Annotated in this window: 29 protein-coding genes and 1 tRNA gene; 15 read left to right on the top strand and 15 right to left on the bottom strand. The window is 63.7% G+C overall.

Annotated features, from left to right (window positions below):
* Positions 1–12 precede the first annotated feature (12 nt).
* The 6 genes from OKW30_RS10835 to OKW30_RS10810 form a co-directional block, all read right to left on the bottom strand.
* A complete protein-coding gene (locus tag OKW30_RS10835) occupies positions 13–807 on the bottom strand; it encodes a cystine ABC transporter substrate-binding protein (RefSeq protein ID WP_090805719.1) in 795 nt (264 codons plus the stop codon).
* A 105-nt stretch (positions 808–912) separates the two neighbouring features.
* The gene (locus tag OKW30_RS10830; RefSeq protein ID WP_184063892.1) at positions 913–1,974 is read right to left on the bottom strand and encodes a quinone-dependent dihydroorotate dehydrogenase; all 1,062 of its coding nucleotides are present in this window, start codon (positions 1,972–1,974) and stop codon (positions 913–915) included.
* Between the two features lie 88 nt (positions 1,975–2,062).
* Positions 2,063–2,908, bottom strand: a complete 846-nt coding sequence (locus OKW30_RS10825; RefSeq protein ID WP_184063890.1) for an arginyltransferase — start codon at positions 2,906–2,908, stop codon at positions 2,063–2,065.
* Between the two features lie 101 nt (positions 2,909–3,009).
* Positions 3,010–3,747 (bottom strand): leucyl/phenylalanyl-tRNA--protein transferase, encoded by a 738-nt coding sequence (gene aat / locus OKW30_RS10820; RefSeq protein ID WP_184063888.1) that lies wholly within the window; start codon positions 3,745–3,747, stop codon positions 3,010–3,012.
* Between the two features lie 9 nt (positions 3,748–3,756).
* A complete protein-coding gene (locus OKW30_RS10815; RefSeq protein ID WP_090804352.1) occupies positions 3,757–4,302 on the bottom strand; it encodes an NUDIX hydrolase in 546 nt (181 codons plus the stop codon).
* A 361-nt stretch (positions 4,303–4,663) separates the two neighbouring features.
* Positions 4,664–4,740, bottom strand: a tRNA-Met gene (locus OKW30_RS10810).
* Positions 4,741–4,963: 223 nt separating this feature from the next.
* On the opposite strand from OKW30_RS10810, the gene OKW30_RS10805 reads away from it, so the two are divergent.
* Both OKW30_RS10805 and OKW30_RS10800 read left to right on the top strand, forming a co-directional pair.
* The gene (locus OKW30_RS10805; RefSeq protein ID WP_184063886.1) at positions 4,964–5,461 is read left to right on the top strand and encodes a heme-degrading domain-containing protein; all 498 of its coding nucleotides are present in this window, start codon (positions 4,964–4,966) and stop codon (positions 5,459–5,461) included.
* Positions 5,462–5,465: 4 nt separating this feature from the next.
* Positions 5,466–5,804, top strand: a complete 339-nt coding sequence (locus OKW30_RS10800) for a DMT family transporter (protein ID WP_184068636.1) — start codon at positions 5,466–5,468, stop codon at positions 5,802–5,804.
* Positions 5,805–5,850: 46 nt separating this feature from the next.
* Here OKW30_RS10800 and OKW30_RS10795 read toward each other — a convergent pair whose 3' ends face one another.
* A complete protein-coding gene (locus OKW30_RS10795; RefSeq protein ID WP_090805720.1) occupies positions 5,851–6,240 on the bottom strand; it encodes a hypothetical protein in 390 nt (129 codons plus the stop codon).
* A gap of 82 nt (positions 6,241–6,322) precedes the next feature.
* A complete protein-coding gene (locus OKW30_RS10790; protein ID WP_187630069.1) occupies positions 6,323–6,514 on the bottom strand; it encodes a hypothetical protein in 192 nt (63 codons plus the stop codon).
* A gap of 288 nt (positions 6,515–6,802) precedes the next feature.
* Between OKW30_RS10790 and OKW30_RS10785 the strand changes: the two genes are divergently transcribed.
* Both OKW30_RS10785 and OKW30_RS10780 read left to right on the top strand, forming a co-directional pair.
* Complete coding sequence (locus OKW30_RS10785; protein ID WP_090804360.1) at positions 6,803–7,090, top strand: hypothetical protein; 288 nt, start codon at positions 6,803–6,805, stop codon at positions 7,088–7,090.
* A gap of 198 nt (positions 7,091–7,288) precedes the next feature.
* The gene (locus OKW30_RS10780) at positions 7,289–7,573 is read left to right on the top strand and encodes a DUF1488 domain-containing protein (RefSeq protein WP_184029285.1); all 285 of its coding nucleotides are present in this window, start codon (positions 7,289–7,291) and stop codon (positions 7,571–7,573) included.
* A gap of 93 nt (positions 7,574–7,666) precedes the next feature.
* Here the strand turns inward: OKW30_RS10780 and OKW30_RS10775 are convergent, their stop codons facing one another.
* Positions 7,667–8,641, bottom strand: coding sequence for an NAD-dependent epimerase/dehydratase family protein (locus OKW30_RS10775; protein ID WP_429346675.1), 975 nt, complete (start codon positions 8,639–8,641; stop codon positions 7,667–7,669).
* A gap of 143 nt (positions 8,642–8,784) precedes the next feature.
* Here OKW30_RS10775 and OKW30_RS10770 point away from each other — a divergent pair, with 143 nt between their 5' ends.
* Complete coding sequence (locus OKW30_RS10770; protein ID WP_429346674.1) at positions 8,785–9,633, top strand: TetR/AcrR family transcriptional regulator; 849 nt, start codon at positions 8,785–8,787, stop codon at positions 9,631–9,633.
* Between the two features lie 46 nt (positions 9,634–9,679).
* Complete coding sequence (locus tag OKW30_RS10765) at positions 9,680–10,816, top strand: enoyl-CoA hydratase/isomerase family protein (protein ID WP_429346673.1); 1,137 nt, start codon at positions 9,680–9,682, stop codon at positions 10,814–10,816.
* 64 nt (positions 10,817–10,880) lie between these two features.
* Here the strand turns inward: OKW30_RS10765 and OKW30_RS10760 are convergent, their stop codons facing one another.
* Positions 10,881–11,306 (bottom strand): hypothetical protein, encoded by a 426-nt coding sequence (locus tag OKW30_RS10760; protein ID WP_090805723.1) that lies wholly within the window; start codon positions 11,304–11,306, stop codon positions 10,881–10,883.
* 530 nt (positions 11,307–11,836) lie between these two features.
* Between OKW30_RS10760 and ssuD the strand changes: the two genes are divergently transcribed.
* The 4 genes from ssuD (at position 11,837) to OKW30_RS10740 (ending at position 15,209) form a co-directional block, all read left to right on the top strand.
* Complete coding sequence (gene ssuD, locus OKW30_RS10755; RefSeq protein ID WP_429346672.1) at positions 11,837–12,997, top strand: FMNH2-dependent alkanesulfonate monooxygenase; 1,161 nt, start codon at positions 11,837–11,839, stop codon at positions 12,995–12,997.
* A 74-nt stretch (positions 12,998–13,071) separates the two neighbouring features.
* Positions 13,072–13,920 (top strand): aliphatic sulfonate ABC transporter permease SsuC, encoded by an 849-nt coding sequence (gene ssuC, locus OKW30_RS10750; protein ID WP_429346671.1) that lies wholly within the window; start codon positions 13,072–13,074, stop codon positions 13,918–13,920.
* Positions 13,917–14,936 (top strand): ATP-binding cassette domain-containing protein, encoded by a 1,020-nt coding sequence (locus OKW30_RS10745; protein ID WP_429346670.1) that lies wholly within the window; start codon positions 13,917–13,919, stop codon positions 14,934–14,936. Before ssuC ends, OKW30_RS10745 begins: the two co-directional genes overlap by 4 nt.
* A gap of 57 nt (positions 14,937–14,993) precedes the next feature.
* Entirely contained in the window at positions 14,994–15,209 is a 216-nt protein-coding gene (locus tag OKW30_RS10740) for a TOBE domain-containing protein (RefSeq protein WP_429346669.1), read from the top strand.
* Positions 15,210–15,244: 35 nt separating this feature from the next.
* Here OKW30_RS10740 and OKW30_RS10735 read toward each other — a convergent pair whose 3' ends face one another.
* On the bottom strand, positions 15,245–15,505 hold the full coding sequence (locus tag OKW30_RS10735) for a hypothetical protein (RefSeq protein ID WP_090804375.1): 261 nt from the start codon (positions 15,503–15,505) through the stop codon (positions 15,245–15,247).
* Between the two features lie 240 nt (positions 15,506–15,745).
* Here OKW30_RS10735 and OKW30_RS10730 point away from each other — a divergent pair, with 240 nt between their 5' ends.
* Both OKW30_RS10730 and OKW30_RS10725 read left to right on the top strand, forming a co-directional pair.
* Positions 15,746–15,943, top strand: coding sequence for a hypothetical protein (locus OKW30_RS10730; protein WP_013089281.1), 198 nt, complete (start codon positions 15,746–15,748; stop codon positions 15,941–15,943).
* 147 nt (positions 15,944–16,090) lie between these two features.
* The gene (locus OKW30_RS10725; RefSeq protein WP_018418205.1) at positions 16,091–16,333 is read left to right on the top strand and encodes a DUF6566 family protein; all 243 of its coding nucleotides are present in this window, start codon (positions 16,091–16,093) and stop codon (positions 16,331–16,333) included.
* A gap of 223 nt (positions 16,334–16,556) precedes the next feature.
* On the opposite strand, the gene OKW30_RS10720 is transcribed toward OKW30_RS10725, so the two are convergent.
* The 3 genes from OKW30_RS10720 to OKW30_RS10710 form a co-directional block, all read right to left on the bottom strand.
* Positions 16,557–16,826, bottom strand: a complete 270-nt coding sequence (locus OKW30_RS10720; RefSeq protein WP_184003324.1) for a hypothetical protein — start codon at positions 16,824–16,826, stop codon at positions 16,557–16,559.
* A 963-nt stretch (positions 16,827–17,789) separates the two neighbouring features.
* A complete protein-coding gene (locus OKW30_RS10715; protein WP_429346668.1) occupies positions 17,790–18,179 on the bottom strand; it encodes a DUF4148 domain-containing protein in 390 nt (129 codons plus the stop codon).
* 485 nt (positions 18,180–18,664) lie between these two features.
* On the bottom strand, positions 18,665–18,994 hold the full coding sequence (locus tag OKW30_RS10710) for a hypothetical protein (RefSeq protein WP_184063848.1): 330 nt from the start codon (positions 18,992–18,994) through the stop codon (positions 18,665–18,667).
* On the opposite strand from OKW30_RS10710, the gene OKW30_RS10705 reads away from it, so the two are divergent.
* A complete protein-coding gene (locus OKW30_RS10705; protein ID WP_184063845.1) occupies positions 18,954–19,217 on the top strand; it encodes a hypothetical protein in 264 nt (87 codons plus the stop codon). The genes OKW30_RS10710 and OKW30_RS10705 overlap by 41 nt on opposite strands.
* A gap of 180 nt (positions 19,218–19,397) precedes the next feature.
* Entirely contained in the window at positions 19,398–20,549 is a 1,152-nt protein-coding gene (locus OKW30_RS10700; RefSeq protein ID WP_184063842.1) for a C1 family peptidase, read from the top strand.
* 820 nt (positions 20,550–21,369) lie between these two features.
* Here OKW30_RS10700 and OKW30_RS10695 read toward each other — a convergent pair.
* The gene (locus tag OKW30_RS10695) at positions 21,370–21,636 is read right to left on the bottom strand and encodes a hypothetical protein (RefSeq protein WP_429346667.1); all 267 of its coding nucleotides are present in this window, start codon (positions 21,634–21,636) and stop codon (positions 21,370–21,372) included.
* A 754-nt stretch (positions 21,637–22,390) separates the two neighbouring features.
* Here OKW30_RS10695 and OKW30_RS10690 point away from each other — a divergent pair.
* Entirely contained in the window at positions 22,391–23,377 is a 987-nt protein-coding gene (locus OKW30_RS10690; protein ID WP_429346666.1) for an aldo/keto reductase, read from the top strand.
* The last annotated feature ends 368 nt before the right edge of the window (positions 23,378–23,745 follow it).

Here is a 23,745-nt window from a genome sequence, read left to right as displayed (position 1 = left end):
ACTCCACGCGTGTTACTTGATCGGCTTGCTGACGTCGATGCCGAACCACTTGTCCGAGATCTTCGTGAAGGTGCCGTCCGCTTCGAGCTGGGTCATTGCGTCGTCGATCGCCTGCGCGAACTTCGGGTTGCCCTTTCTGAACGGAATGCCCGACGGGTTGCCCGGGCCGACGTTCGCGCCGGTGCGCAGCGGCAGGTTCGAGTTCTTCAGCAGGTACGCGAGCATCAGACGGTCGTTCAACGCCGCGTCGAGCCGGCCGGCGGCCAGATCACGCAGGTATTCGGGTGCGCCCGGGTAGGTCTTCACGTCGATGCCCGGCACTGCCTTCGCCATGTCCATGTAGTTCGTGCCGAGACCGACGCCGAGCTTCTTGCCCTTCAGGTCTTCGAGCGAGGTGAACTGGCGCGTGTCGTTCTTGCGCTGGATCAGTTGCGCCGCCGAGTACGTGTACGCCGGCGAGAAGTCGAGCGTCTGCTTGCGCGCGTCGGTGATGCCGACCTGGTTGACGATCACATCGAACTTGCCCGCCTGCAGACCGGCGATGATGCCGCTCCACTCGGTCGTGACGAACTCGGGCTTCACGCCGAGCCTGGCCGCGACCGCCTTGGCGATGTCGACGTCATAGCCGACCAGCTCGCCCGACGGCGCTTTCGAGTTGAACGGCGGGAAGGTGCCTTCGAGACCGATACGCAGCGTGCCGCGCTGCTTGACCTGGTCGAGCAGGTCTTCCGCGTGCGCGGTAACGGCGCTCAGCGACGCGCCGATCAGCGCGGTGGCGAGGAGCTTCTTCAACAGGCCGAATTTCATCGTGTTCCTTGTACGTCTGATGTTTTGACGGTCCAGAGCATAACAAACGAGCCTATCGCAACCTAAATACCGTTTGTTTATGTCTATATGCGGCGGCGCGGATGCCTAGCGCAACGCCTGCGCGCATTCGGCGACGAGCGCCGGACCGCGGTAGATGAAACCAGTATAAAGCTGCACCAGCGACGCGCCGGCCGCGAGCTTCGCGCGCGCATCGTCGCCCGAGAAAATGCCGCCGACGCCGATGATCGGCACGGCCTCGCCGACTTCGGCGCGCAGCTTGCGGATCACCTCGTTCGACGCGTCGAACATCGGCTTGCCCGACAGGCCGCCGGCTTCGTCAGCATGCTGCATGCCGGCGACGGCGGTGCGCGACAGCGTAGTGTTGGTCGCGATGACGCCTTCGAATTGGTGGCGCAGCAAGGTGTCGGCGATCGACTTGACCTGCTCGTCGTCGAGGTCGGGCGCGATCTTCAGTGCGAGCGGCACGAGCTTGCCGTGCATGTCGGCGAGTCTTTGCTGCTTGTCCTTCAGCGCGGCGAGCAGCGCGTCGAGTTCGTCGGCGCCCTGCAGCTGGCGCAGGTTCTTCGTATTCGGCGACGAGATGTTGACCGTCACGTAGCTCGCGAACGGGTACACGCGCTCGAGGCAGTACAGATAGTCTTCAGCGGCGCGCTCGATCGGCGTGTCGGCGTTCTTGCCGATGTTAAGACCGAGGATGCCGCGATAGCGCGCGGCCTGGACGTTCTTCACGAACTGGTCGACGCCGGCGTTGTTGAAGCCCATCCGGTTGATCACCGCGTTCGCCTGCGGCAGCCGGAACATGCGCGGGCGCGGATTGCCCGGCTGCGCGCGCGGTGTCACGGTGCCCACTTCGATGAAGCCGAAGCCGAGCGCCGCCAGACCGTCGATGCACGCGCCGTCTTTGTCGAGGCCCGCCGCGAGTCCGACCGGGTTTCGGAACGTCAGGCCCATCAGGGTGCGCGGCGAATCCGGCACGCGCGCCGCGAGCGCGCCGGCGAGGCCGGTGCGACCGGCGGCGCCGAGCATGCGCAAAGTCAGATGGTGAGCGTCTTCCGCGTCCATGCGAAAGAGTTGGGCGCGAACGAGCGGATAAAGGGAGCTGAGCACGGGATGAAGCCGGACGGCCGGAAAATGGGAACCCGCCATTTTACCGGCTTTGGGCTTTGATGAGACTGGTGGGGCGTTGCCAGGCGACGAGCAGGACCCGGCAACGACTCGACGGACGGCGCCTCGACTACGGCCTGAGCGGCCCGCGTCGTCCATGCATCGCGAAATCGACCGGCGGCAGGTCGATGCTGGCCGGATCGAGCACGCGCCACGCGCCGTCGATCAAGCCTTCGAGCGGCCGGAAATTCGCCTTGTACGCCATTTTCGGGCTTTCGCGAATCCAGTAGCCGAGATACACGTACGGCAGGTTCAGGCTGCGCGCCTGCTCGATCTGCCAGAAGATGTTGTAGGTGCCGAAGCTCGCGTGCGGCAGGCTCGGCTCGAAGAACGTGTACACCGACGACAACCCGTCGCCGAGGATATCGATCATGCTGATCATGCGCAGCGCGCCCCGCGCGTCAGGTAGCCCGTCAGGTCGCCCATCGGGCTGCAGCGGCGCTGGCTCACGAAACTCGACGAGCCGCGAGTTGATCCGGCTTTGCAGCAGGAACTGCTCGTACTGGTCGCGGCTGTCGCGATCCATGCCGCCGCCCGCGTGGCGCGCCGACTGGTAGCGCATATACAGCGCGTAATGCTCCTCGTCGTAGTGCAGCGGCGCGACGGTCGCAATCAGGTCGCCGTGCTTTCTCCATACACGCCGCTGCGTGCGGTTCGGCTGAAAACGCTCGACCGGCACGCGCACCGGCACGCACGCGCGGCAGCCGTCGCAATACGGGCGATACGTGAACACGCCCGAGCGCCGGAAGCCCGCCTTGACGAGGTCGGTGTAGACGTCCGAATTGATCAGGTGACTGGGTGTGGCGACCTGCGAGCGCGCGATGCGGCCGTCGAGGTAACTGCAGGGATAGGGCGCCGTTGCATAAAATTGCAGCGCGGAAAGCGGAGAAAGAGGCAGCTCGTTGGGATGAGTCACGTTGGCAGCTCTCGAAGCGTCTCTGGTAATGCAAACCCGGCACGCCCGGCGGTTGATGCCGCTATTCGATGGGCGGCGGACCGGATTCGGCCTGATTTTTCCTACGCCGCCCGCGCGAGGATGTCGAGCAGGGCGGTCTTGTCGAAGCGCCACGGGATGGCCGGCGCGCCGACAGACGCGCGAACATGCGCGACAAACGCCTTGCGCGCTATCTCGCGGCCGCCGAGCGACGCCAGATGCGACGTGTTCTGCTGGCAGTCTATCATTTCTATTTCGTGACGTCGCAAGTGGCCGACCAGCGCGGCCAGCGCCATTTTCGAGCCGTCGGTGACGTCGGTATACATCGATTCGCCGAAGAACATCCGCCCGAGCGACACGCCATACAATCCCGCTACACGCTTGCCCTCGAGCCAGGTTTCGATGCTGTGCGCGTCGCCCAGGCGGTGCAGCGACGAATAGGCTTCGACGACGTCGGCGGTGATCCACGTGCCGCGCTGACCGTGGCGCGGCGCCTGCGCGCAGGCGCGCATCACGGCGGCGAAATCGTGATCGACGCGGATTTCCCACGCGCCGTCGCGCAACACGCGCTTGAGCGTCTTGCGCAGCGATGGCGACACCTTGAACTCGGCGGGGCGCAGGATCATGCGCGGATCGGGGCTCCACCACAACACCGGCTGGCCGTCCGAATACCACGGGAAGATGCCGCGCCGATACGCGTCGATGAGGCGCGACGGCAGCAGATCGCCGCTTGCCGCCAGCAGACCGGGCGCGCCGCTCGCGGCGCCGAGCGCGCGCTCGACGGGCGGAAACGGGTCGTCAGCTCCGAGCCAGGGAACCATGCGCGCCGCTCAGCCTTCGCGCAGGGAGCGGAAGATGTCGCCGGTATGCAGGCCGAAACTGCCGGCCGCGCGGTCGGCGAAAAAAAAGCGCAGCGTCTGGCCGACGGTCGGAAACGCGATCTCGTCCCACGGAATCTCGTGCTCCTCGAACAGCTTCACTTCGAGGCTTTCCTCGCCGGCGACGACGTCGAGATCGAGCAGCCGCGCCATGTAGAACAGATGCACCTGATGCACGTGCGGCACATTCAGCAGCGAAAACAGGTTCTGCACCTCGACGCGGGCGCCGGCTTCCTCGAGCGTTTCGCGCGAGGCGGCTTCGGCCGTCGTTTCTCCCATTTCCATGAAGCCGGCGGGCAGTGTCCAGTAACCGTAGCGCGGCTCGATCGCGCGACGGCACAGCAGCACCTTGTCGTCCCACACGGGAACGGTGCCGACCACGTTACGCGGATTCTGATAATGCACGGTGCCGCAACTGCCGCATACGAAGCGCTCGCGATTGTCGCCCGGCGGAATGCTCAGACTGACGCCGTGGCCGCAGACAGAACAGAATTTCATTGGAAAGGGGACGAGAAAGGGTGATAGGAGTTTATCACCGGGGCGGGGGATTACTGAGGCGCCGACAGGGGCTGCGCGAGACGACGTCCAAGGCGGCGAGCGCCGTCGCGTCTGACATTGATTGACAGTCGATTTTTGGATGCGCTGATAGCATCGATCCTGATGGTTGCGATGGAGGCCACGGCGTCCACCGTGGTCATCTTTTCTCTCTTGTACATTGCCTCGTAGCTTGGCGCGTCATTCAGTTGACGCGCTTTTTTTTCGCCTGAGGGTGGGGCGGTCAAGGGGATCGCCAGAGCAAGGCCACAAAAACAAAAAAGGGTTACACGCCAATGCGTTGTAACCCTTCAATGATTTCGGTTGGTTGCGGGGGTAGGATTTGAACCTACGACCTTCGGGTTATGAGCCCGACGAGCTGCCAGACTGCTCCACCCCGCGTCCGTCGAAGAAAAGATTATAGACCAGCCAGACGGCCAGCGCAATAGCCATGTAAGAATTGGCTTCATTGCGCTTCGCTCTGCCCGCGCGACGTCGCCTATCGGAAAGGCTCTGGAAATCCGTGCGCGGACGCTGCGCTAGAATTCAGATTCTCCACGCGGCTCGCCGGATCTTCACGACCGCGGCCCCTTTGACTCTGATGCTCCGACCCGTTCTGAACCCCATGGATATCGCTCACGACCTGCAGGTCATCGCCATTCAGGAAAAGACCCTCGTGTTTCCCCGCTTCGATGCCGACCGCGCGTGGCAAGTCGGTGCGTATCTGCACGAAGTCGCGAAAGCGCGCGGCATTGCCGCTGCGATCGACCTGCGCACGTTCGGCCAGCCGCTGTTCTTCTGCCTGCTCGACGGCGCGACGCCCGACAACGTCGACTGGGCGCGCCGCAAGGGCAACACCGTCGCGCAATTTCGCCGTAGCTCGTACGCGATCGGTCTGAAAATGCAGCTCGCGGGCGCGACGCTCGCCGACAAGCACGGACTGCCGGCCACCGAGTACGCATCGCACGGCGGCGCGTTTCCGCTGGCGGTGGAAGGGGCGGGCGTGATCGGTTCGATCACGGTGTCCGGTCTGCCGCAGCGCGCCGATCATGAACTCGTGGTCGAAGCGCTGTGCGCGCATCTCGGTCACGACTACGGCAAGCTCGCGCTCGCGAAAAACTGACGCGATGCGCGTACCCCCGTATGCGCTGCTCGCGATCGCGATCGTCGCCGAAGTGATCGCGACTTCCGCGATGCGGGCCTCGGACGGCTTTTCACGGCTGCTGCCGTCGATGGTCGTCGTGCTCGGCTACGGCATCGCGTTCTATTGCCTGTCGTTGACGCTCCGAAGCATTCCAGTCGGCATCGTCTACGCGATCTGGTCCGGCGCGGGCATCGTGCTGATCACGCTGGTCGCGCTAGTGCTGTACCGGCAGGTACCCGACGTGCCGGCGATCATCGGGCTGGGATTGATCGTCGCTGGCGTCGCGGTGTTGAATCTCTTCTCGAAGATGCAGGCGCATTGAGCGCCCGCGCCAGCCGCCGCGATTGCCGCCAGGCACGTAAATCGGCTTACTTGCAGCGCACGATCATTGAGCGGCCCTTCACGTTCGCCGACGCCACGTTCGTGACGCTGCCGCCGGCGGTTCCGCCTTCGTCGTTATCCTTCGACACGATGTCGTAGCCGGTCGCGCCGCAGGCCTTACCCGCTTGCACGTAGCACGAGGCCCAACTCGAGCCGGCGTCGGCGCCGCTGCAGTTGACCGCGAAGCCGGTCTGGCCGTTCGGCAGATTGATCAGCGTGGTCGTGTTCGACGACGCGCAGCCGCCCAGTCCCGCGGCGAGCAGCAGCGCGGCGGGCAAGGCGGCCGACAGCGACGCGCGACGCACGAGGGCAAGCGCGGCGCTGGATCGGAGGCGGTGGAATCGGCCGGCGCGTCGCGGTTGCGTCGTGAATTGCATCGTGTTGTGTCCTTTCATTCAGATAGAGGGGGTCTGCCGGGTGGGGTCGGCCGCTGTGGAGCGCGAGGGCGCGCGCCACGGCTCAGGTCGTTTCGACCGTGATGCCCGCCGCGTTGAGGAGCCGCCGGGCTTCCGCGCCTTCTTCAGTGGCTGCGTCTTCCCAGATGCCGATCGCTTTCGGGATGTCGATGCCGTGACTTTCGGCGTACTCGAACCAGCGGTTCGCCGCATCCGGCTCGGGCAGTTCATGATCCTGCAGAAAATATTTTCCCATATTGCGCTCGCTGGCCTCGAAATGGCGTCGTAACAGGTACCGTGCGACAGCATGGAGCATGCCGGTATGGACCGTTCGACCAGCGCGCGCGGCTGAAGTGCGGCGCGGCTCTTTGGCGCGGCGCGGGGGGCGCGTCTCGCGAGCAGAACTTATCGCGCTGCAACGCGCCTTATCGTTATGGGACGGCTGCCCGCACACACCCCGTGCAGCGGCGCGCCGCATGCTGAAGCATCAGGGCGGCGCCGTTGCGACTGGCGCCAGCTCTGCAACCGCAACAGGAGGACGAAGATGGCTGAACGGGTCAGTGGCCCTTATCGCGGCTATTACATCAGCGCCGCCGCGCGCCTCGTGCCAGGGGGCAGCACGTCGGGCCCGTCGGGCGACGCGCACACCAAAGCGGACGGTACTTACGTCGGCACGGTCAGCCTCGCCGAGCTCGGCCCGGACGATCCGCACCGGATGGAAACGCTGCTCGAGCTCGGCGACCGGCAACGCTTCGACAGTGAAGAAGAGGCGCTCGCGTTCGTCGAACGGGCGGCCCGCGAGTATGTCGACCGATTGCTGGATGGGCCGTGAGCGTGTCGGCGATTTCCGTGCAAAGGGCCCGCCGATGGGCTCGCCAAGGCAGCGCGCGATGCCCTGAATCAGGCGCCCGCGCGCGCTGGACCGTGATCCGGCGGCGCGAGTACCATAGCGGGACTTGCGAGGATCGGGGGCCCGCAGCGGCCTTCCGCGCGAGCTACGTTCCCGCCGCCAACTTCTGACGAGGCGACCATGAAAATCCGTTTTCCCGAAGACGCGCCTGCTTACCGCGACTCCAACCTGACCGTCGTGTTTTCCGCGCTGGTGGACGGTGAGCCGGTGCCGTGCGCGATCTCGGTGGAAGCGCTCGAGGATCATTTCGGCGCTTACAGCGAGGACCTCGACGGCTGGCTGCGCGCGTTCGATGCGGGCCGGCCGCGCATCGAGGCCGTTGCGCGTGAGCATCTGCAGATCAGTAACGGCACTCCCGTGCTGCTCAAGAGTGGCCACTTTCCGCCGGGGCAGATGGCAGGCTAAGCGGACCTGCCTACGGACCGTCGGCGCCAGAGGCCGGGTGCAGGTCCATCTCGGCGGTTTTCACTTCACCTACGCATCGCCAACGCCTTGCCGCTAATTCATGTCGCGTGCCGGCACTACCTCGCGCGCCGCTTCGAAGCACCGCCTGATCCCTTCCTGATACGACGTCTTCCTGAGCGGCCCGATCAACGTCGCCAGCGCCGAATCATCGAGCACGACCGGCTCGGTCATCAGATAGTTCATCTCGACCAACTCGCGCATCAGCGGATTGAATAGCCCGAGCACGCGCAGCATGCCCTTGCCGGCCACCATCAGCTTCGGCCCGGAGCCCGCAAGCGCGTAGGCCTCGCGAGCCGCCTCGCGCTGCGTGATCGTGCCGGCGCCCGCGAGATGCCACCAGCGACCGTAGGCTTCGGGCGTGCGCGTGAGTCGTTCGACCACGGGACCGACATCCGGCAGATAGATGAATTCGTGCGGTACGTCGACGGGACCGAGCACCTGCGCGCGCTTGCCGGTAGCGGCGCCAATGAAGACACCGTGCAACAGGCTGCGCTCGACCCCCGGTCCGTAGAAATCGGGCAGTCGCAATACCAGCGTTTCGAGACCTTTCCGGCCATGCGCAGCCAGCACGAGCTTTTCCTGTTCAAGCCGCATGCGGCCCTTGAACGTGTGCGGCTCGCGCGGATGATCTTCTCGGACCGGGTTGCCGCGCGCGCGGCCATACGGATACACGGTGCCGAGCAGAATGAAGCGCTCGACACCGGCGGCCGTCACGCCAGCCAGCGTTCTCTCCATCAACGGCGGGTGCTGCGCGAACTGGTCGTACGGCACGCCGACGAGGTAGATCACGGTCTGCAGACCGGCGGCCGCGGCGCAGATCGAGGCGGGGTCGTCGGGGTTCCAGGTGGCGATCTCCGCGTGCGGGTCGTCACCGAAAGTCCGTTGCAATACCTCGCGCGAGCGGCCGACCACCCGGTAATCGCGGCCCGCCGCGCCAAGCGCCGTCGCGATGCTTTGACCCGCAGCGCCCGCTGCACCGAATAAACCGACCTTTCCCGTGGCTTGCATGACGACCCCTCAGATGGCGGCACGACATCGTCGCGCGCTCGTGGCTGCTCGATTTGACAGATGAAAATTTATTGAACATTGTTCAGTAAACGATGTTCAGTTTAAATTGACTTTTCAGTTTGTCAATCTGAAAATTGCGAGTCATGGGAATCGCCGAACGAAAAAACCGCCAGAAGCAGGCACTGCGCGAACGCATCCTCGATGCCGCGCGGCGCATCGTCGTGGGTGAGGGCTTTGCCGCGCTGTCGATGCGCAAGATCGCTGACGCGATCGAATATTCGCCCGCCACCTTGTATCTGCATTTCGCGAGTCGCGACGACATCGCGCGGGCCTTGTGCGCCGAAGGCTACGCGCGGTTGCTCGCGACCTTCGTGCCACTCGTGCAGATCGCGGATCCCGCCGAACGGCTGAAGGCGCTCGGGCGCGCGTACGTCGCGTTTGGCGTCGAGCATCCTGAAACGTACCGGCTGATTTTCATGGAGGACCCGAGCTATACCGGCGCGGCGCTCAGTGGCGGGGTTGGCACTGGCAAACACGACGGCAACACGGGCGACACAAGCGCGAACGCCGGGACCGGTGGTTCGACCGCCTCGCTGGGCAACGCCGCCGGCGGCGTTGCCGACGACGATCCCGACGAGGCCGCGCTGCACATCATGATCGACGCGCTCGACGAGTTGCGAGCAGCGGGGCGTCTGTCGGCGTCGGTCGCATCGATGGAGCCGGCCATCTGGGCCGAGGCGTTGTGGGCGAGTCTGCATGGCATCGTCGCGCTGAATCTCACGTGCCCGGTGTTTCCGAGCGCGCCGCTCGAGACGCTCGTCGGCGTGACGCTGGACGCATGGCTCGGTGTGCCGCAGGCCGTGGCGACGGGCGCATCGAACAGCGCCGCAGTCCGCGGCAAGAAAACCGTCGCGCGGCGCCACGCCAAGTCCGCCGGCTCCACGCACCCGGCCCCCGAGCTCCCCACCAAACGCAAAGCGGCAGGCCCGTGATAACGTTCAGTTCCACCTCATGCCGCGCCGCCGCGCCCAGTTCTCCATGTCCACGTCCGCCTCGCCCGCCACTAGCGACGAAATCGCGACCCACGTAGCCAACCGCATCGGTCTCCTCGAACTGGAGCGGCCGAAAGCGCTGAACGCGCTGTCGACCGGCATGATCCGCGCGATCCACGCGGCGCTCGACCAGTGGCGCGAAGACCCCGAGGTGCTGGCCGTCGTCGTGCGCAGCCGGCACGAGCGCGCGTTCTGCGCGGGCGGCGACATCCGCTTCATGTACGAAGCGGCGCAAACCGGCGACCGGGAGGCGCGCGATACGTTCTTCAGCGAGGAATACCGGCTCAATCACGCGATCTTCGTGTATCCGAAGCCGTATATCGCGTTGATGAACGGCATCGTGATGGGCGGCGGCATGGGCATTTCGCAGGGCGCACATCGCACCGGCGGCCTGCGCGTCGTCACGCAATCGACGAAGATGGCGATGCCCGAAACCCGTATCGGCCTCTTTCCGGATGTCGGCGCGAGCTGGTTTCTCGCGCGCACGCCCGGCGCGATCGGCCGCTATCTGGCGGTGACCGGCGAGACGATCGGCGCGGCCGACGCGCTGTACGCGGGCCTCGCCGATGCCTACATCGACGGCGCGGCGTTGCCCGCGCTCGTCGATACGTTGAGCCGCGAACCGTTCGAGCGCGGTGCTGATGTGGTTGCGTGCGTCGAGCGCGAGACGCTCGCGTATCAGGTCGCGCCGCGGCCCGAGGAGAGCGCGCTCGCGAAAGCGCGGACGTTGATCGACCGGCATTTCGCGCTGCCCGACGTCGCGCGGATACTCAAGTCGCTCGAACAGGAACGCGAGCGCGGTGGCGACGCGGCAGAGTGGGCCGAGCAGACGATCGCGGTGCTGCGCGAGCGCTCGCCGCTGTCGATGGCGGTCTCGCTCGAAGTGGTCACGCGCGCGGAAGGGTCGATGGCCGACGTGCTGCGCACTGATCTCGATCTGACGCGCTCGAGCTTTCTGCGCGGCGATACGGTGGAAGGCATTCGCGCACGCATCATCGATAAGGACAACGCGCCGCGCTGGCGTTTCGCGCGCATCGAGGACGTCAACCGGGCTGATGTGGAGCAGATGTTCGACAGCCCGTGGCCGGCGAACGAGCACCCGCTGCGCGCTCTACGCGGCTGAACGCGCGGCCTCGCGAACCCGCCCGCGCGAATCTACGCGTTGCGCGAATTCATGTTCGCCGCGCTTATTCCTCTGCCTCGCTCGCCATGAACGCGCGCATGAACACGAGCGCACCCCAGCCCCACATCGCGTTCGCCGTGAAGCCCACCGCGAGGCGCGGCAGCATGTTGCCGCTCGGCCAGATGCCGCGCAGCGGATCGACGACGAACACGCTCGCCGCCGTCAGCACGATGCCGCCGAACACGAACGCGGGTACCCACGGCGCGCGCCGATGCGGCGCGACGCGCAGCAGCCAGGCCATCAGCACGGCCCAGCACGCGCTCCAGATTGCGTTCGCGATGAACTCAGGCAGGCCGAGCGGCAAAAACGGCGCGGTCGAAAAACCGCTAGGGTCGATCATGCCGGCAGCGTGCATCAGCGCCAGCGTCGATTCGCGAAAGAACAAAGAAGCCAGAAAACCGGCGACGAACGGCAGAATAATTTTTTGCATGCATTGCACCGGCAACGTACAGGCGACTCGCAAGGCCTGTACCGGGTGATTGGAAACGAGCGCCATTATATCGACCGGGGTTGGGCGGCCGGGGCCGCGTGTATAAAGCGCAACAACCCTATGCGGTAGAACCGGGCTAATCACGAAAGCGGAAATCCTAAGCTCAATAAAATCGTTCAAAAGCCGCGGACCGCTCCATAGACTGTTTCCTCATGCAGACGGCTCGGGTGTCGCCGTCGTCCGATAAATCGAGCGCATCACGCGCACGTTGGTCGAGGAAAGCCGTCGCAATGTCGAGCCTCACGCCGAATCTCCGTTGTCGCAGGGCCCGCGCGCGGTCGTGTTCGCGGTGTCGTCCGCCAGGCGCATAACCTTCATCGATTTGACGCAGTTGCCGATGGCCTGAGTCCATCGTCCGTTTCTCAATCCTTCAACGCGTCGCAGCGCTTTGCCGGTTGCCGGCTCGATGCGCGCGGCCGGCGCTCGCGCTCACCGTTTTCATTACGTCAGGAACAGGCAGGAGCAACAACATGAATGTGTTCTGGTTCATTCCGACTCACGGCGACAGCCGCTATCTCGGTACGTCCCAAGGCGCACGCGCAGCCGACTACGACTACTTCCGGCAGATCGCCGTCGCCGCCGACACGCTCGGCTACGAGGGCGTGCTGCTGCCGACCGGCCGCTCGTGCGAGGACGCCTGGGTCGTCGCGTCGAGCCTGATTCCCGTGACGCAGCGGCTGAAGTTCCTCGTCGCGATTCGCCCGGGGCTGTCGTCGCCGGGACTCGCCGCGCGTATGGCGGCGACGTTCGACCGGCTGTCGAACGGGCGTCTGTTGATCAACGTGGTGACGGGCGGCGACGCGGCCGAACTGGCCGGCGACGGCGTGTTCGTCGATCACGACACGCGCTACGAAATCACCGACGAATTCCTGCATATCTGGCGCAAGCTGCTCGCCGCATCGCACAGCAACGAAGCGATCGATTTCGACGGCAAGCATTTGCGGTCGAAGGGCGGCAAGGCGCTATATCCGCCGGTGCAAAACCCGCATCCGCCGCTGTGGTTCGGCGGCTCGTCGGCGGCCGCGCACGCTATCGCGGCCGAGCACATCGACACCTATCTGACGTGGGGCGAGCCGCCCGAAGCGGTCGCGAAGAAGATCGCCGACATTCGCGCACGCGCCGCGGCGCGCGGCCGGCAGATCCGCTTCGGCATCCGTCTGCACGTGATCGTGCGCGAGACCGAGGAGGAAGCGTGGGCCGCGGCCGAGCAGCTGATCAGCAAGCTCGACGACGACACGGTCGCGCGTGCGCAGGCGTCGTTCGCGAAGATGGATTCGGAAGGGCAGCGCCGTATGGCCGCGCTGCACGGCGGCAAGCGCGGCGGGCGCGAGCAGCTCGAGATCTATTCGAACCTGTGGGCGGGCGTGGGGCTCGTGCGTGGCGGCGCGGGCACCGCGCTGGTCGGCAGTCCGGAGCAGGTGGCCGCGCGTATGAAGGAGTACGCGGCGCTCGGCATCGAGACGTTCATCCTGTCGGGCTATCCGCATCTCGAGGAATCCTACCGCTTCGCCGAACTCGTGTTTCCGCTGCTGCCGCAACGCTTCAGCAAGGTTGCCAATGGGCCGTTGTCGGGGCCGTTCGGCGAAATCGTCGGTGCCAGCTATCTGCCGAAGGCGGCGAGCGCGAGTTGAGCGCGCGCATAGCATGGGTCGCGCGGCTTGCGCGACACGCGCACGACGATCGACAGGCAAGGAGAAAAGCCAACATGAGTGACACCACTTTGAGCACGGGAACGGCGGCAACCCCGCAGCCCGCGTCCACGGCCCGCGCTGCCGCGCTGCGCCGTTTCGGCGCGCACCTGCTGCCGTGGCTCGCGCCGATCGCGATCCTGCTCGCGTGGGAAATCGCCGCGCGCAGCGGAGCGCTGTCGACGCGCGTGCTGCCCGAGCCGCTCGCGGTCGTGAAGGCCGCATGGTCGCTGATCCAGTCCGGCGAAATGTGGGCCGACGTGAAGGTCAGCACCTGGCGCGCGGTGTCGGGCTTCGCGATCGGCGGGGGCATCGGTCTCGTGCTCGGACTGGTGACGGGTCTCTTCAAACCCGCGGAAATCGTGCTCGATTCGACCGTACAGATGATCCGCAACGTTCCCGCGCTCGCGATGATTCCGCTCGTGATCCTGTGGTTCGGCATCGAGGAACGAGCGAAGGTGTTCCTCGTCGCGCTCGGCGTGTTCTTCCCGGTCTATGTGAACACGTTTCACGGCATCCGTTCGGTCGACGCGAACCTGATCGAGATGGCGCGCAGCTATGGCGTCAAAGGTTTCGCGCTGTACCGCCACGTGATTCTGCCGGGTGCGCTGCCGTCGATTCTGGTCGGCGTGCGCTTCGCGTTCGGTCTGATGTGGGTCACGCTGATCGTCGCCGAGACCATTTCCGCGCAATCGGGCATCGGCTACATGACGATGAACGCGCGCGAATTCCTGCAAACCGATGTGGTGGTGGTCGGCATTCTGCTGTACGCGGCGCTCGGCAAGCTCGCGGACATGCTCGCGAAGAGCCTCGAGCGCGTGTCGCTGCGCTGGCATCCGGCCTATCAGCGAGGAGCAAAAGCATGAGCGCAACGACGCTATCGACGACGTTCGGCGGTATCGCGGGCAGCGATCTCGAGACCGAACTCGCGCAGCCGCGGCTCGCGGATCACGACGCGAACGAGGCTGCGGGGGTTGAGCGGGACGGGGCGGCGGTGGCGCATTGCGGCTCGCAACCGAGCTTGCAACCCGCTACCGCCCTGGCCCGCAGCGACGCGCGCCCCGCGAGCGACTACGCGGTGCAATTGCGCGGCGTCGGCAAGCGCTATGGCGAGCGCGAGGTGCTGTCGGGCTTCGATCTGTCGATCGAGCGGGGCAGCTTCGTCGCGATCGTCGGCCGCAGCGGTTGCGGCAAGTCGACCTTGCTGCGGCTCGTCGCGGGTCTCGAAGAAGCCAGCTCGGGTGTGCTCGAAAAGCGCGCCGGGAACGGCGGTCCGCTCGACACCCGCATCATGTTTCAGGATGCGCGTCTGCTGCCGTGGAAAAGCGTGCTGCAAAACGTGATGCTCGGCCTCGGCCGCGGCGCGCGCGACGATGCGCGCGCGGTGCTCGCCGAAGTCGGCCTGCTCGAACGCGCGAACGACTGGCCCGTGCAACTATCGGGCGGTCAGCGGCAGCGCGTCGCGCTCGCGCGGGCGCTCGTGCATCGTCCGCAATTGCTGCTGCTCGACGAGCCGCTCGGCGCGCTCGATGCGTTGACGCGCATCGAAATGCACAGGCTGATCGAAAGGCTGTGGCGCGAGCATCGCTTCACTGCGCTGCTCGTCACGCACGACGTGCACGAAGCCGTCGCGCTCGGCGACCGGATTCTGCTGATCGAGGAAGGCCGCATCGCGCTCGATCAGCCGGTCGCGCTCGCACGTCCGCGCGCGCGGGCGTCGGCGGGCTTCGCCGCACTCGAAGACCACGTGCTGCAGCGCGTGCTGAGAAACGCGCCGAACGACGACACGCTGGCGCATCGCGCGTATCAGCCCTATGACCCGTACGGCTTGCCCGAACCCGGCCGACTCACGCGGCCGACCGAAGTGCGCTGGGCCGTCTGAGTTTTCCTGGCAAATCGATCCGATCCGTTATCAACTGCTTCTGTGGAGTTATCTGAAATGAGCATTTCCGCCATCAACGTGCGCAATCAGTTCAAAGGCAAGGTCAAGGAAATCATCCGCGGCTCGGTGGTGTCCGAGGTCGACGTAGAGACGCCGTTCGGCATCGTCACGTCGGTGATCACGACGCGCTCGGTCGACGAACTCGAACTGAAAGCCGGCTCGGAGGTGGTCGCGCTCGTGAAGTCGACCGAGGTGTCGATCGCGCGGCTTTGATGACGCTCCGCCGATGCGAGCGGCGTGCGCAGCGGCTATTTCGCGTTTGCGCCGCTGGCGGGCGGCTCGTGCGACATGTGGTCGTTGGTCGGCTTCGCCGGCCGCTTGATCGGCATGTTGTCCGGGTTGCTCGAACTGCCGGCGCCCGATGCCGCCTCGGGCGGTTTGGCCATCGGCGCATGGCTGTCCGGCGGCGCGCTGGGCGCCGTCTGCGCGACGGCGCTCGCGCCGCTCGCGAAGAGCGCCGCCAGCGCGGCGGCGGTGGCCGTCAACGTGGCCCAATTGCCTCGCTTCATGTCGTTCTCCTTCGATGTCGCGTGCCGTCTGCAGACACGCGGCTGTGTGCACGATTAGCTAGTAGCAGGCCGCGTTCCGGGGCCGCTGCTGGCGCGTTGAGGCGTGCTCCTAACGGTCACGCCGGTTTCAGACGCCAATTGCCAGGCTCGACGCTCCGGGGAGCGGCTCGTCAGGCGCGCACACCTGCATCCGCCGATGAAACTTGCTACGATGAATTGAGCATTCCGACGGAGACGGCCATGTCGAAGTCCTTGAGTCCTGAAGCGGTCGAAGCGTTGCGGCGTCTGAACGACGTCGGCGTCGGACAGACGGCGCCCGAAGTCGCGCAGTCCGTTGCGGCGGAGTTGCTGGCATGCGACCTGGTTGCCGAAGCGGGCAGTGGTGGGGTCGAAATCAACTGCAACGGCCGGCAGTATCTTTCCGGCGATTGCAACTGATCCGCTGATCGGCGTCCGGCCGCACGGCCGGTGTGTAGAGCGAGGCGGCGCGTCGCGGGTGAGTCGCGAGCAGGTGATTGGCCAGCGCGACACCAACTGGACGCGCGTGTCCGGCTACCCGCGATCAGCGAAACCACGGAGACGAGCATGGAGCCGAAGGGCGTCGACATGGGCGACTATCAGGCGCGCTATGGCGACTACGACATCGAGGTGGCGGTGGAACAGGTACTGACCGGCGTCAAGGCGCATTTCCGGGTGCTGCGCGACGATTCGACGGTGGTCGACTGGCAGCTCGTGCATATCGATAGCTTGTGGTCCACCGAGCATGCGGCCGCCGAGGCGGCTTTTCGCGCGGCGCGCGAATTGATCGATGCAGGGCTGGCAAGTTAGACGTGGATAGCCGCGTCGCGACAGAACGGGACGCCGTGTTCGGATGAGGCAAGGAAGCGGCAGGCGCACGAGACAACGGTTGCAAACCGAACGCTACCCGGGCAACGTACCGGGTACCACGGCTGCCGTAAATGCAACTGGGCGCCGGCATCGATACTGCATGCGCGGCGCCCAGTTTGATCGCTGCCTCAGAGGCAGCGGATCTGACGGTACTGCTGGCGGCTTAGTGGCCGAAGAACACCGATTGCGGACCCGACGTGGGTTCGCTGCGTGTGCCCGATTGCGTCGACACGCTATTCACGCCGCCGTATGCATTCGATTGCGCGTTGGCGCGTTCAGCAGCGACGGTCTGCGCGTTCTGGCCTTGTTGCGAAGCCGGCGCGCCAACCGACGGACGGTAGTACGGTGCCGGACCATAGCCGCTGGCGAAAGCGGGAGCGGCGATCGAGGCGGAAGCGGCAATCAGCAGGGCGGCGATAAACTTGGTCTTCATGGTAGGACTCCGATAACGTTTCGACTGCATTTCAGGAAGATGTTGCAGGAGCCAGTCAACCAGGTGTCTGCAACGTCGATGGAAGCCAGTGTATACCCCTACTATTGAAAATTTGTGCCGATAATCTGAAATTACTATTCTCGACGAAGAAACAATCGCTCAGACGTACGCACCGCAAGGCGGACCGGTGATCCGGCCCTGTTGGCCAAGCGGTTTTTGAGAGGCGGGAGAAGGCGGGAAGGGGTGATTGCGGGGCGGAAAACCGCACAGATATCGTGGAAAACGCAGAAGGCCGTCAGCAAAACAAAAACGGCGTTGTGATTGCTCACAACGCCGTTTGCCTGAATTCTTTGGGGTGGCTGATGGGACTCGAACCCACGACGACAGGAATCACAATCCAGCCGTCAAAATGCCTCGCAGCCGGGTCAGACAACGGTCTCACAAACTAAATTCGGAACAGACGCGCCTTTTCACGCACGGTGGCATGCGGGTTCGCGGTGAGTCGTTCCGAAAATTGGACCGTGCATTGCGCTTCTGGGACTGTATGTGCATGCAGTGGTGTTGGTGGTGGCCCGCTCGTTGCGAATTGCGACGACGAGCACAGGCTCAGATCGACCCGGAGCGGACTCGCGCATGCCGACCCATTAGCGTCTCTTCGCGGAGGTGGAGCGGACCGTGTAGCGGCAACGTCCGCGCTTGGATCGCTGGCGACATTTTCACAATGTGCGGAGCCGTCAGCGTATGCAACTGCTCGCCTTTCCTGCCGTTAGTCTGCAACGTCACCGGGCGTTCATTGGCGCTAAGCGATTGCAAACGACAAAGCGCCGGAGCGAATAACGAATTCGCTCCGGCGCCAAACGCAATGAAACTGTCGCCAGTTCTAAAAGACGATGGAAGGCCAACCTACGCGACGCAGTGTTGCAGACGACGAAGCGGCGACGATGCCGCTCGCCATGTGTGTCACTACGCCGGGCGGTTCAAACCGCGCGGCCATTCGGCCGATAGCCGATCAGCTTCCTTTGTAGATTGAATGATCCCAGCCCGGCTGGGCGGGTGCGGCGGTGCCTGACGAGCCCGGCTTGGTGGGTGCACCGAAGGCTGCGGAGCCCGAGTACGCCCCACCGTAGCCACTGAGCGCCTGCTGCTGGTCCCCCACGCTCTCCAGCGCGGTTTGGAGAGGTGCGTGGGATAGTGCGCGTCACCGTGGTTGCGGTCGTAGCCGGCTTGGTGCAGCTGGACGAGTTCCGCGCGCACCTGCTCACGCGTCAGGGGACCGTTGCTGCTAGCGGACGCGATCGTGGGCAGCGCGAGGATGGGCACGAGTACGAGAGCGGAGATAAACGTTTTAGCCATGGTTAATTCTCCAATTCTAAAAGTCAGAAACAGAAATATCAGGTTAGCGAAACGACAATCACGGGGCGCCGGTATGGAAGCGGACAGCTTCAATGTCGCGCGACCTGAGCAGGGCTTGCATGTGACACCTCCTCGATAACCATGAAGAATCGTACGGAGAGGAGCTATCCACAGAAAGCAGAAGAAAAGATGCATGAGGTTCGAAAAAACCGAACTTCCTCCGTCGTGCGCATCGGCACCTGAACGCTCAGGCATGCAGCGAAGCCAGCACCTTTTGCGTCACCCGATGGTGTCGTCCGGGCCGGGATCCGCTGGCGTAGATTTCCTCTTTCACGGCCGGCAGCCGGCCGGGCCAGCAGGCTGCTATATCGGGTCGCTGGGGGGCGCCCTTCATCGCTGCTACATGGTCTACGGGAGTTCGGCTGCAACGACACCCCCTGATAGCCGATTTACCGTCCTCCGCGGCGCCGCAACTGCGCCTTCGTTCACGCCAGGACCGACTCAGCGTCCGCTGAAAACAAAATAACAACATCAAAGTTGACGATAAAATCAACTTTGGGTGTAATGTCGCCACTCGTCGTCGCGGGCGAGCGATTGGGCGGCATTAATCTCAGGATCCCGAAATCAACCGAACCGCTCTGTTGATGTTGGCGCTGCTTGCCAGTCAGGGATAACTGGTGATAGCTGAGAGGTTCGCGCGTAACCAGAGCCACCAATTGGGCGTAGTTCCCCGATGCCGCGCTGGCGTCCCATTTAAATGGAGTGAAGGCAAAGATGAAGAAGATTCTGATCGCCGCTGCAGTTGTTTTCAGCACTGGCGTCTTTGCAGGCGAAGTCCACGTACCGCAGGTCTATCACGAAATCGCGTCGCTATTCGATCGGTGCAATGCGGCGCTAGTAAGGGGCGACGCGGACTCCGTTGCCAAGGTGGTGTACGCACCCGATCCTGAAGGCATCACTATGCGCCCGTATATCGAGGCAACGCTAAACGCGGTGCCGGTATATCCCACCGGACAGGCGTTCCAGACTTTCGTGTGATAGCCCAATTCCGGTGGCGGCTGTAGTGTAAGGCCATACCCGATGCAGTCGCGCTTTACGCCACAATGGTCCCCGGTCTGACCCGCGCAGGCGGCTTTGAGCCAAATCGGGGTTCGTCAAAACATCGCGTCGTTTGTGTTCGCGGCAGCGCCGTCGCGCCGGCGCCGACAAGAAAATCTCATGAAACTTGCCCGTGTAACTCTGCTCGTCATTCTCTTTTCGCTTCAAGCTTGTGGGGGCGGCGGGGGCGATGGCAGCAGTGGAAACAGTAGCAGTAACAGTAACAGTAACAGTAACAGCTCCTCAGATACCGGCTTCTACGCGCCGAGCTACGGTGACGCGAGAAGCGACACCCGCTATGAGGCCGACCTCTCCAGCGTCACCCGTCAGGTGATCAGCTACCAGGACGTGGGAAAGGACCTTGTTTCCAACGTCGGGGTCTCCGACTCGATGGTCCAACTCTTCGGCAACTACAAGGTGCGGCTGACCCAGGCGAGCAAGAACAGTTGCCCGAGCGGCCTGGAAGGTTGTGACACGGCCGATTCGGACTCCTTGGGGGTGGGCCACAGCGCTCTTATCACGAATCTCGAATCCCTGAAGAGCGATATCAAAGATCAGAGCGAACGGGGCACGTGCGTAGCGTTCTCCCTGAACGCCGCAACGGAATTGCTGCTCTCGAGGCAGCAGAACAGTACTAAACTGTCGGAACAGAACACGTACTTCCAGGGAAAGCGACTGACCAACACCTGGAACAACGCCGGACTCGACCCGTACGACACCATCGCTGCATTCGTCGACAACAAGACCAAGTTCGTTCCGGAGAAATCCTGGCCATACAATGGCGATGACAAGTATTGCACCAACTACAACCGCAAGTATCCCAATGCCACCTGCTCGGCTACCGAGGCGCAGGGTGGCGGCAGCGATACCCGGCAGCAGGATCCTACCGCAGCGAGTTCCTCAGGATTTCGGACGACCACGGCGCACAAGCTCTATGCGTCCATTGGCCGGATCAAGCAAGCGCTGTATCGCGGCTACCCCGTGGTCATGGCCATCAACGCGAACCTCGACTTTCAGGTTGCGACGTACAAGGGCGGCGTCGTGTCGTGGGTCATCAAGGCGGACAGCTGCGGGACCAGCCTGTGCGGTCACGAAATTCTAGTCGTCGGCTACCAGGACAGCGATCAGGTCGCGGGCGGCGGATATTTCATCATTAAGAACTCCTGGTCATCGGGCTGGGGCGACGGCGGGCTGGCCTATGTCACTTACGAATGGCTGCAACACAGCTTGCTGGACGCACAAGCGCTGGTTCGGATCGACAGCGCGGATTAGTAGCGCGAAACGGTATCGTCAACTGACATTACTGGTCAGCTTGACGTTGCCCTCGTCTCGCGAGTCCTATAGCTGAGGGAACTATGCCGCTTCGCCCTGCCGAGCGGTGAACCAGTTCTGTCGAATGTCATGGGAGGGGGGCGGCTGCGCCGCCCCGCCCCAGAACCCTGAAGAAAGATAGGGCAAAACCAGCAGCAAGCCCGACATCTCTTACATGGTCGCCTCCCATTCGCAAGGCAATTCTTGATCACGAGAAAGGGTGGTTGTGGACTTATGTCCGGACTCTATCGCGGGCATGGCACAAGCGAGAAGCCGAGTGCCAGGCAATCGCGGCAGTGTCCCGCATCGGCAGGCTCACCGCCACGGCGCTGGGCGAGAAAGCCTGCGCGGGCATCCTCCGCCGAGCCGAAAAGCGGGGCAAGGAATTGCCCCAACCCTTAGCGCGCGCACTCAAGGCGGTGGTGGACTCGGGACGGACTTCGAGTGCGACGGTGGCTTGATACCCGAAATCGCGCGAGCGCTCACGACGAGCAATCAGCGCATCGACGCGGAATCTGAAACGTTGCTCGTCGCGCACTCATTGCGAGGAGAGGGCTTCGACGCGAGCGAGGACGGAACTGGGCGCGGCACGCCGCTCGTCCCGGTCGCTGGCACCCTGACAAGCTATTGGCACCACAGCGGCGGTGCATCGGCTGGAAACAATCCCGGCCTTATTAACCCGGTATGCAGGAGGCGGCCAGGTCCGGTCAGTCCGACTTCATGCGCGAATGACGGGTGCTTAGACCGAACCGGCCGGTCGTGTGCACTGCTGCAGCGCGGCTTAAAGATCCTGGCCAGTAATCTCGATGCGCTCTCCACTCGATGGAGGTATTTTGCGTTCCGCAACTCCCACTAACTTTTGCTTTCCCAACTGAAACGCGAGCAGCAACTGCTTCTGGCTTTCGTCTGCCGCTCCGAGGTATTCGCAAACAACCTCCGGTCTGAGTTCGAAGGCGCAGTATCCCCACCCGAAGCCATACGCGGAGAACCACAGCGCTGACCGGTTGTCGACGATTGGGGTTGTCAGTTTGATGTATGACGAATCCATGGCGTTCGCCCTCCAGACTAGTGGTTGCCGAACTGGATTGTCCCACAACGCGTCCTCATGGCCGGGTGCCAGGCGACATCACGCCGCACTGATGACAGGCGGCTTCGGCTGGTTGTCGAAGGCTGCCCGGCGGGGTGGCATCTTCTGGCTGCATACCAGTCACCTAAATTGGCGCTTTGAATGGCGCATAGGGGTCGCGTGCTTCCGATCGCAGCTCGTGCGAAGTTCAGGCAGCATATGCTCATTGCATGAGACTGCAACCGGCCATCTTCAGCCCTTCGACCGCGCGTCGTGGCGAACATTCGGATATCGGCTCTGAGCCGGACATCGGACGCTCGCCGGCCGGCCATCATGTAACTCGTAGCCATTGACGGAGGGCGGAGGCCGGCGACGCGATACCCTGAGGTGCAGAGTACGAGGCCGCCTTACGCTGAAACGGCTGGATCGACGGGCACCGTGAACTGAAAGATGGCGCCGTTACCGCCAGATTTTGCACGGATCGAACGATTACCCCGAGATCAAGGCAGGCACGCCGGCATGTAATCGCGCGCGGTTAGCACATGGCTTGAGCACGCTGCCGGAGTCGGTAGGCTAAACACCGGCTGGGTTTAAGGTCTGTCTTGGTCGCGAAGAAGTTACGACTCTCATTGCGCGCCTGTCCGGAACAATCAGGCAATGAATCAAGAGGATCTGACTAACATCCTCTTCCTGCATATGCCATCGTAAACGGAGCACTTTTCGATGGAGGAGCAGCATGCTTAAGACTCGGAAGCTTGGACGTGAAGGACTTGTGGTGTCGGAGATCGCGCTGGGCTGCATGGGGATGTCCTTTGCATACGGCACGCCGGACGACGAGGAATCGGTCGCAACGATCCATCGGGCGATCGAACTGGGTTGTACGTTTTTCGATACTGCGGAAATCTATGGCCCATTCACCAACGAAGAACTGCTCGGCCGTGCGTTGAAGGGGCGCCGGCACGAGGTCACGATCGCGACCAAGTTCGGTTTTGCCTTTGAAAATGGTGTGCGCGGCCTCAATAGCCGCCCCGCGCACATCAAGGGAGTGATTGATGCTTCGCTAAAGCGCTTGCAGACCGATCACATCGATTTACTGTATCAGCATCGGGTCGATCCCGATGTGCCGATCGAAGATGTTGCGGGCACGGTGAAGGATGCGATCGCGGCCGGCAAGGTGCGCTTTTTTGGCTTGTCCGAAGCGAGCGTCGATACCGTCCGGCGGGCGCACGCGGTGCAACCGGTTTCCGCCCTGCAGAGTGAATATTCGCTGTTTGAGCGCGGTGTCGAAGACAAGGTCTTGCCGGCGCTTCGTGAACTCGGCATTGGTTTTGTGCCATATAGTCCGCTTGGCCGCGGGTTTCTGACCGGCACGGCGAAGCGGGCGGAAGAGTTGCCCGCCGATGACTGGCGTGCTGCCAACGATCCGCGAATTCAGGGCAGCAATTTCGACGCGAACATCAAGCTCGCCGACTTCGTCAAGGCGCTGGCGAAGGACAAGTCCGTGACGCCGGGCCAGATTGCCCTCGCATGGCTGCTTCATCAAGGCAACGATCTGGTGCCGATCCCGGGCACCAAGCGGCGCAAGTACCTCGAGGAAAACCTGGGGGCGGCTTCAGTCACGCTCACGGCAGCCGAGCTGGAAAGCATTCGCGCTTTCCTCTCGCAGCACAAGACGGCGGGTGCGCGCTACCTGCCGGCGATGCTATCGAATCTCGATCGGTAGCGCAGCACGGACGATCAGGCGAGCTCCGCGAGGCAAGCCTCGAAGGTGGCGATCAGGCGGTCGACGTCAGTCGTCGAGGTTCGGTTTGTTTTTATTGAGCGCCTTGTAGTACCTTCGGCAGTTCCACATTCTGATGCATTGGCGCTGGATGATCGTCAGGTCATCCAGCCGCTCCTGACGAGCGTCAACGCAAATAGCAGCTTTGGCCAAGGGTGCTTGAGTCGTACACCGTGAACGTCTGCTCTACCTCGGGAAGAGCCGTAGATGGCTCGCCATGTCGAACGTCGGTTCAGGATCGTGTGCGGTCGCCGACGAACCGCCGCCCGGAAGTCTCGGCAACTGGTGATGACCGTTGCATCGTGCCGATC

The sequence above is a fragment of the Paraburkholderia sp. Clong3 genome (assembly GCF_050436485.1).
GTDB classification, from domain to species: domain Bacteria; phylum Pseudomonadota; class Gammaproteobacteria; order Burkholderiales; family Burkholderiaceae; genus Paraburkholderia; species Paraburkholderia tuberum.
Note: the sequence above shows the minus strand (reverse complement) of the source record. Positions and strands in the feature narration are given on the sequence as shown.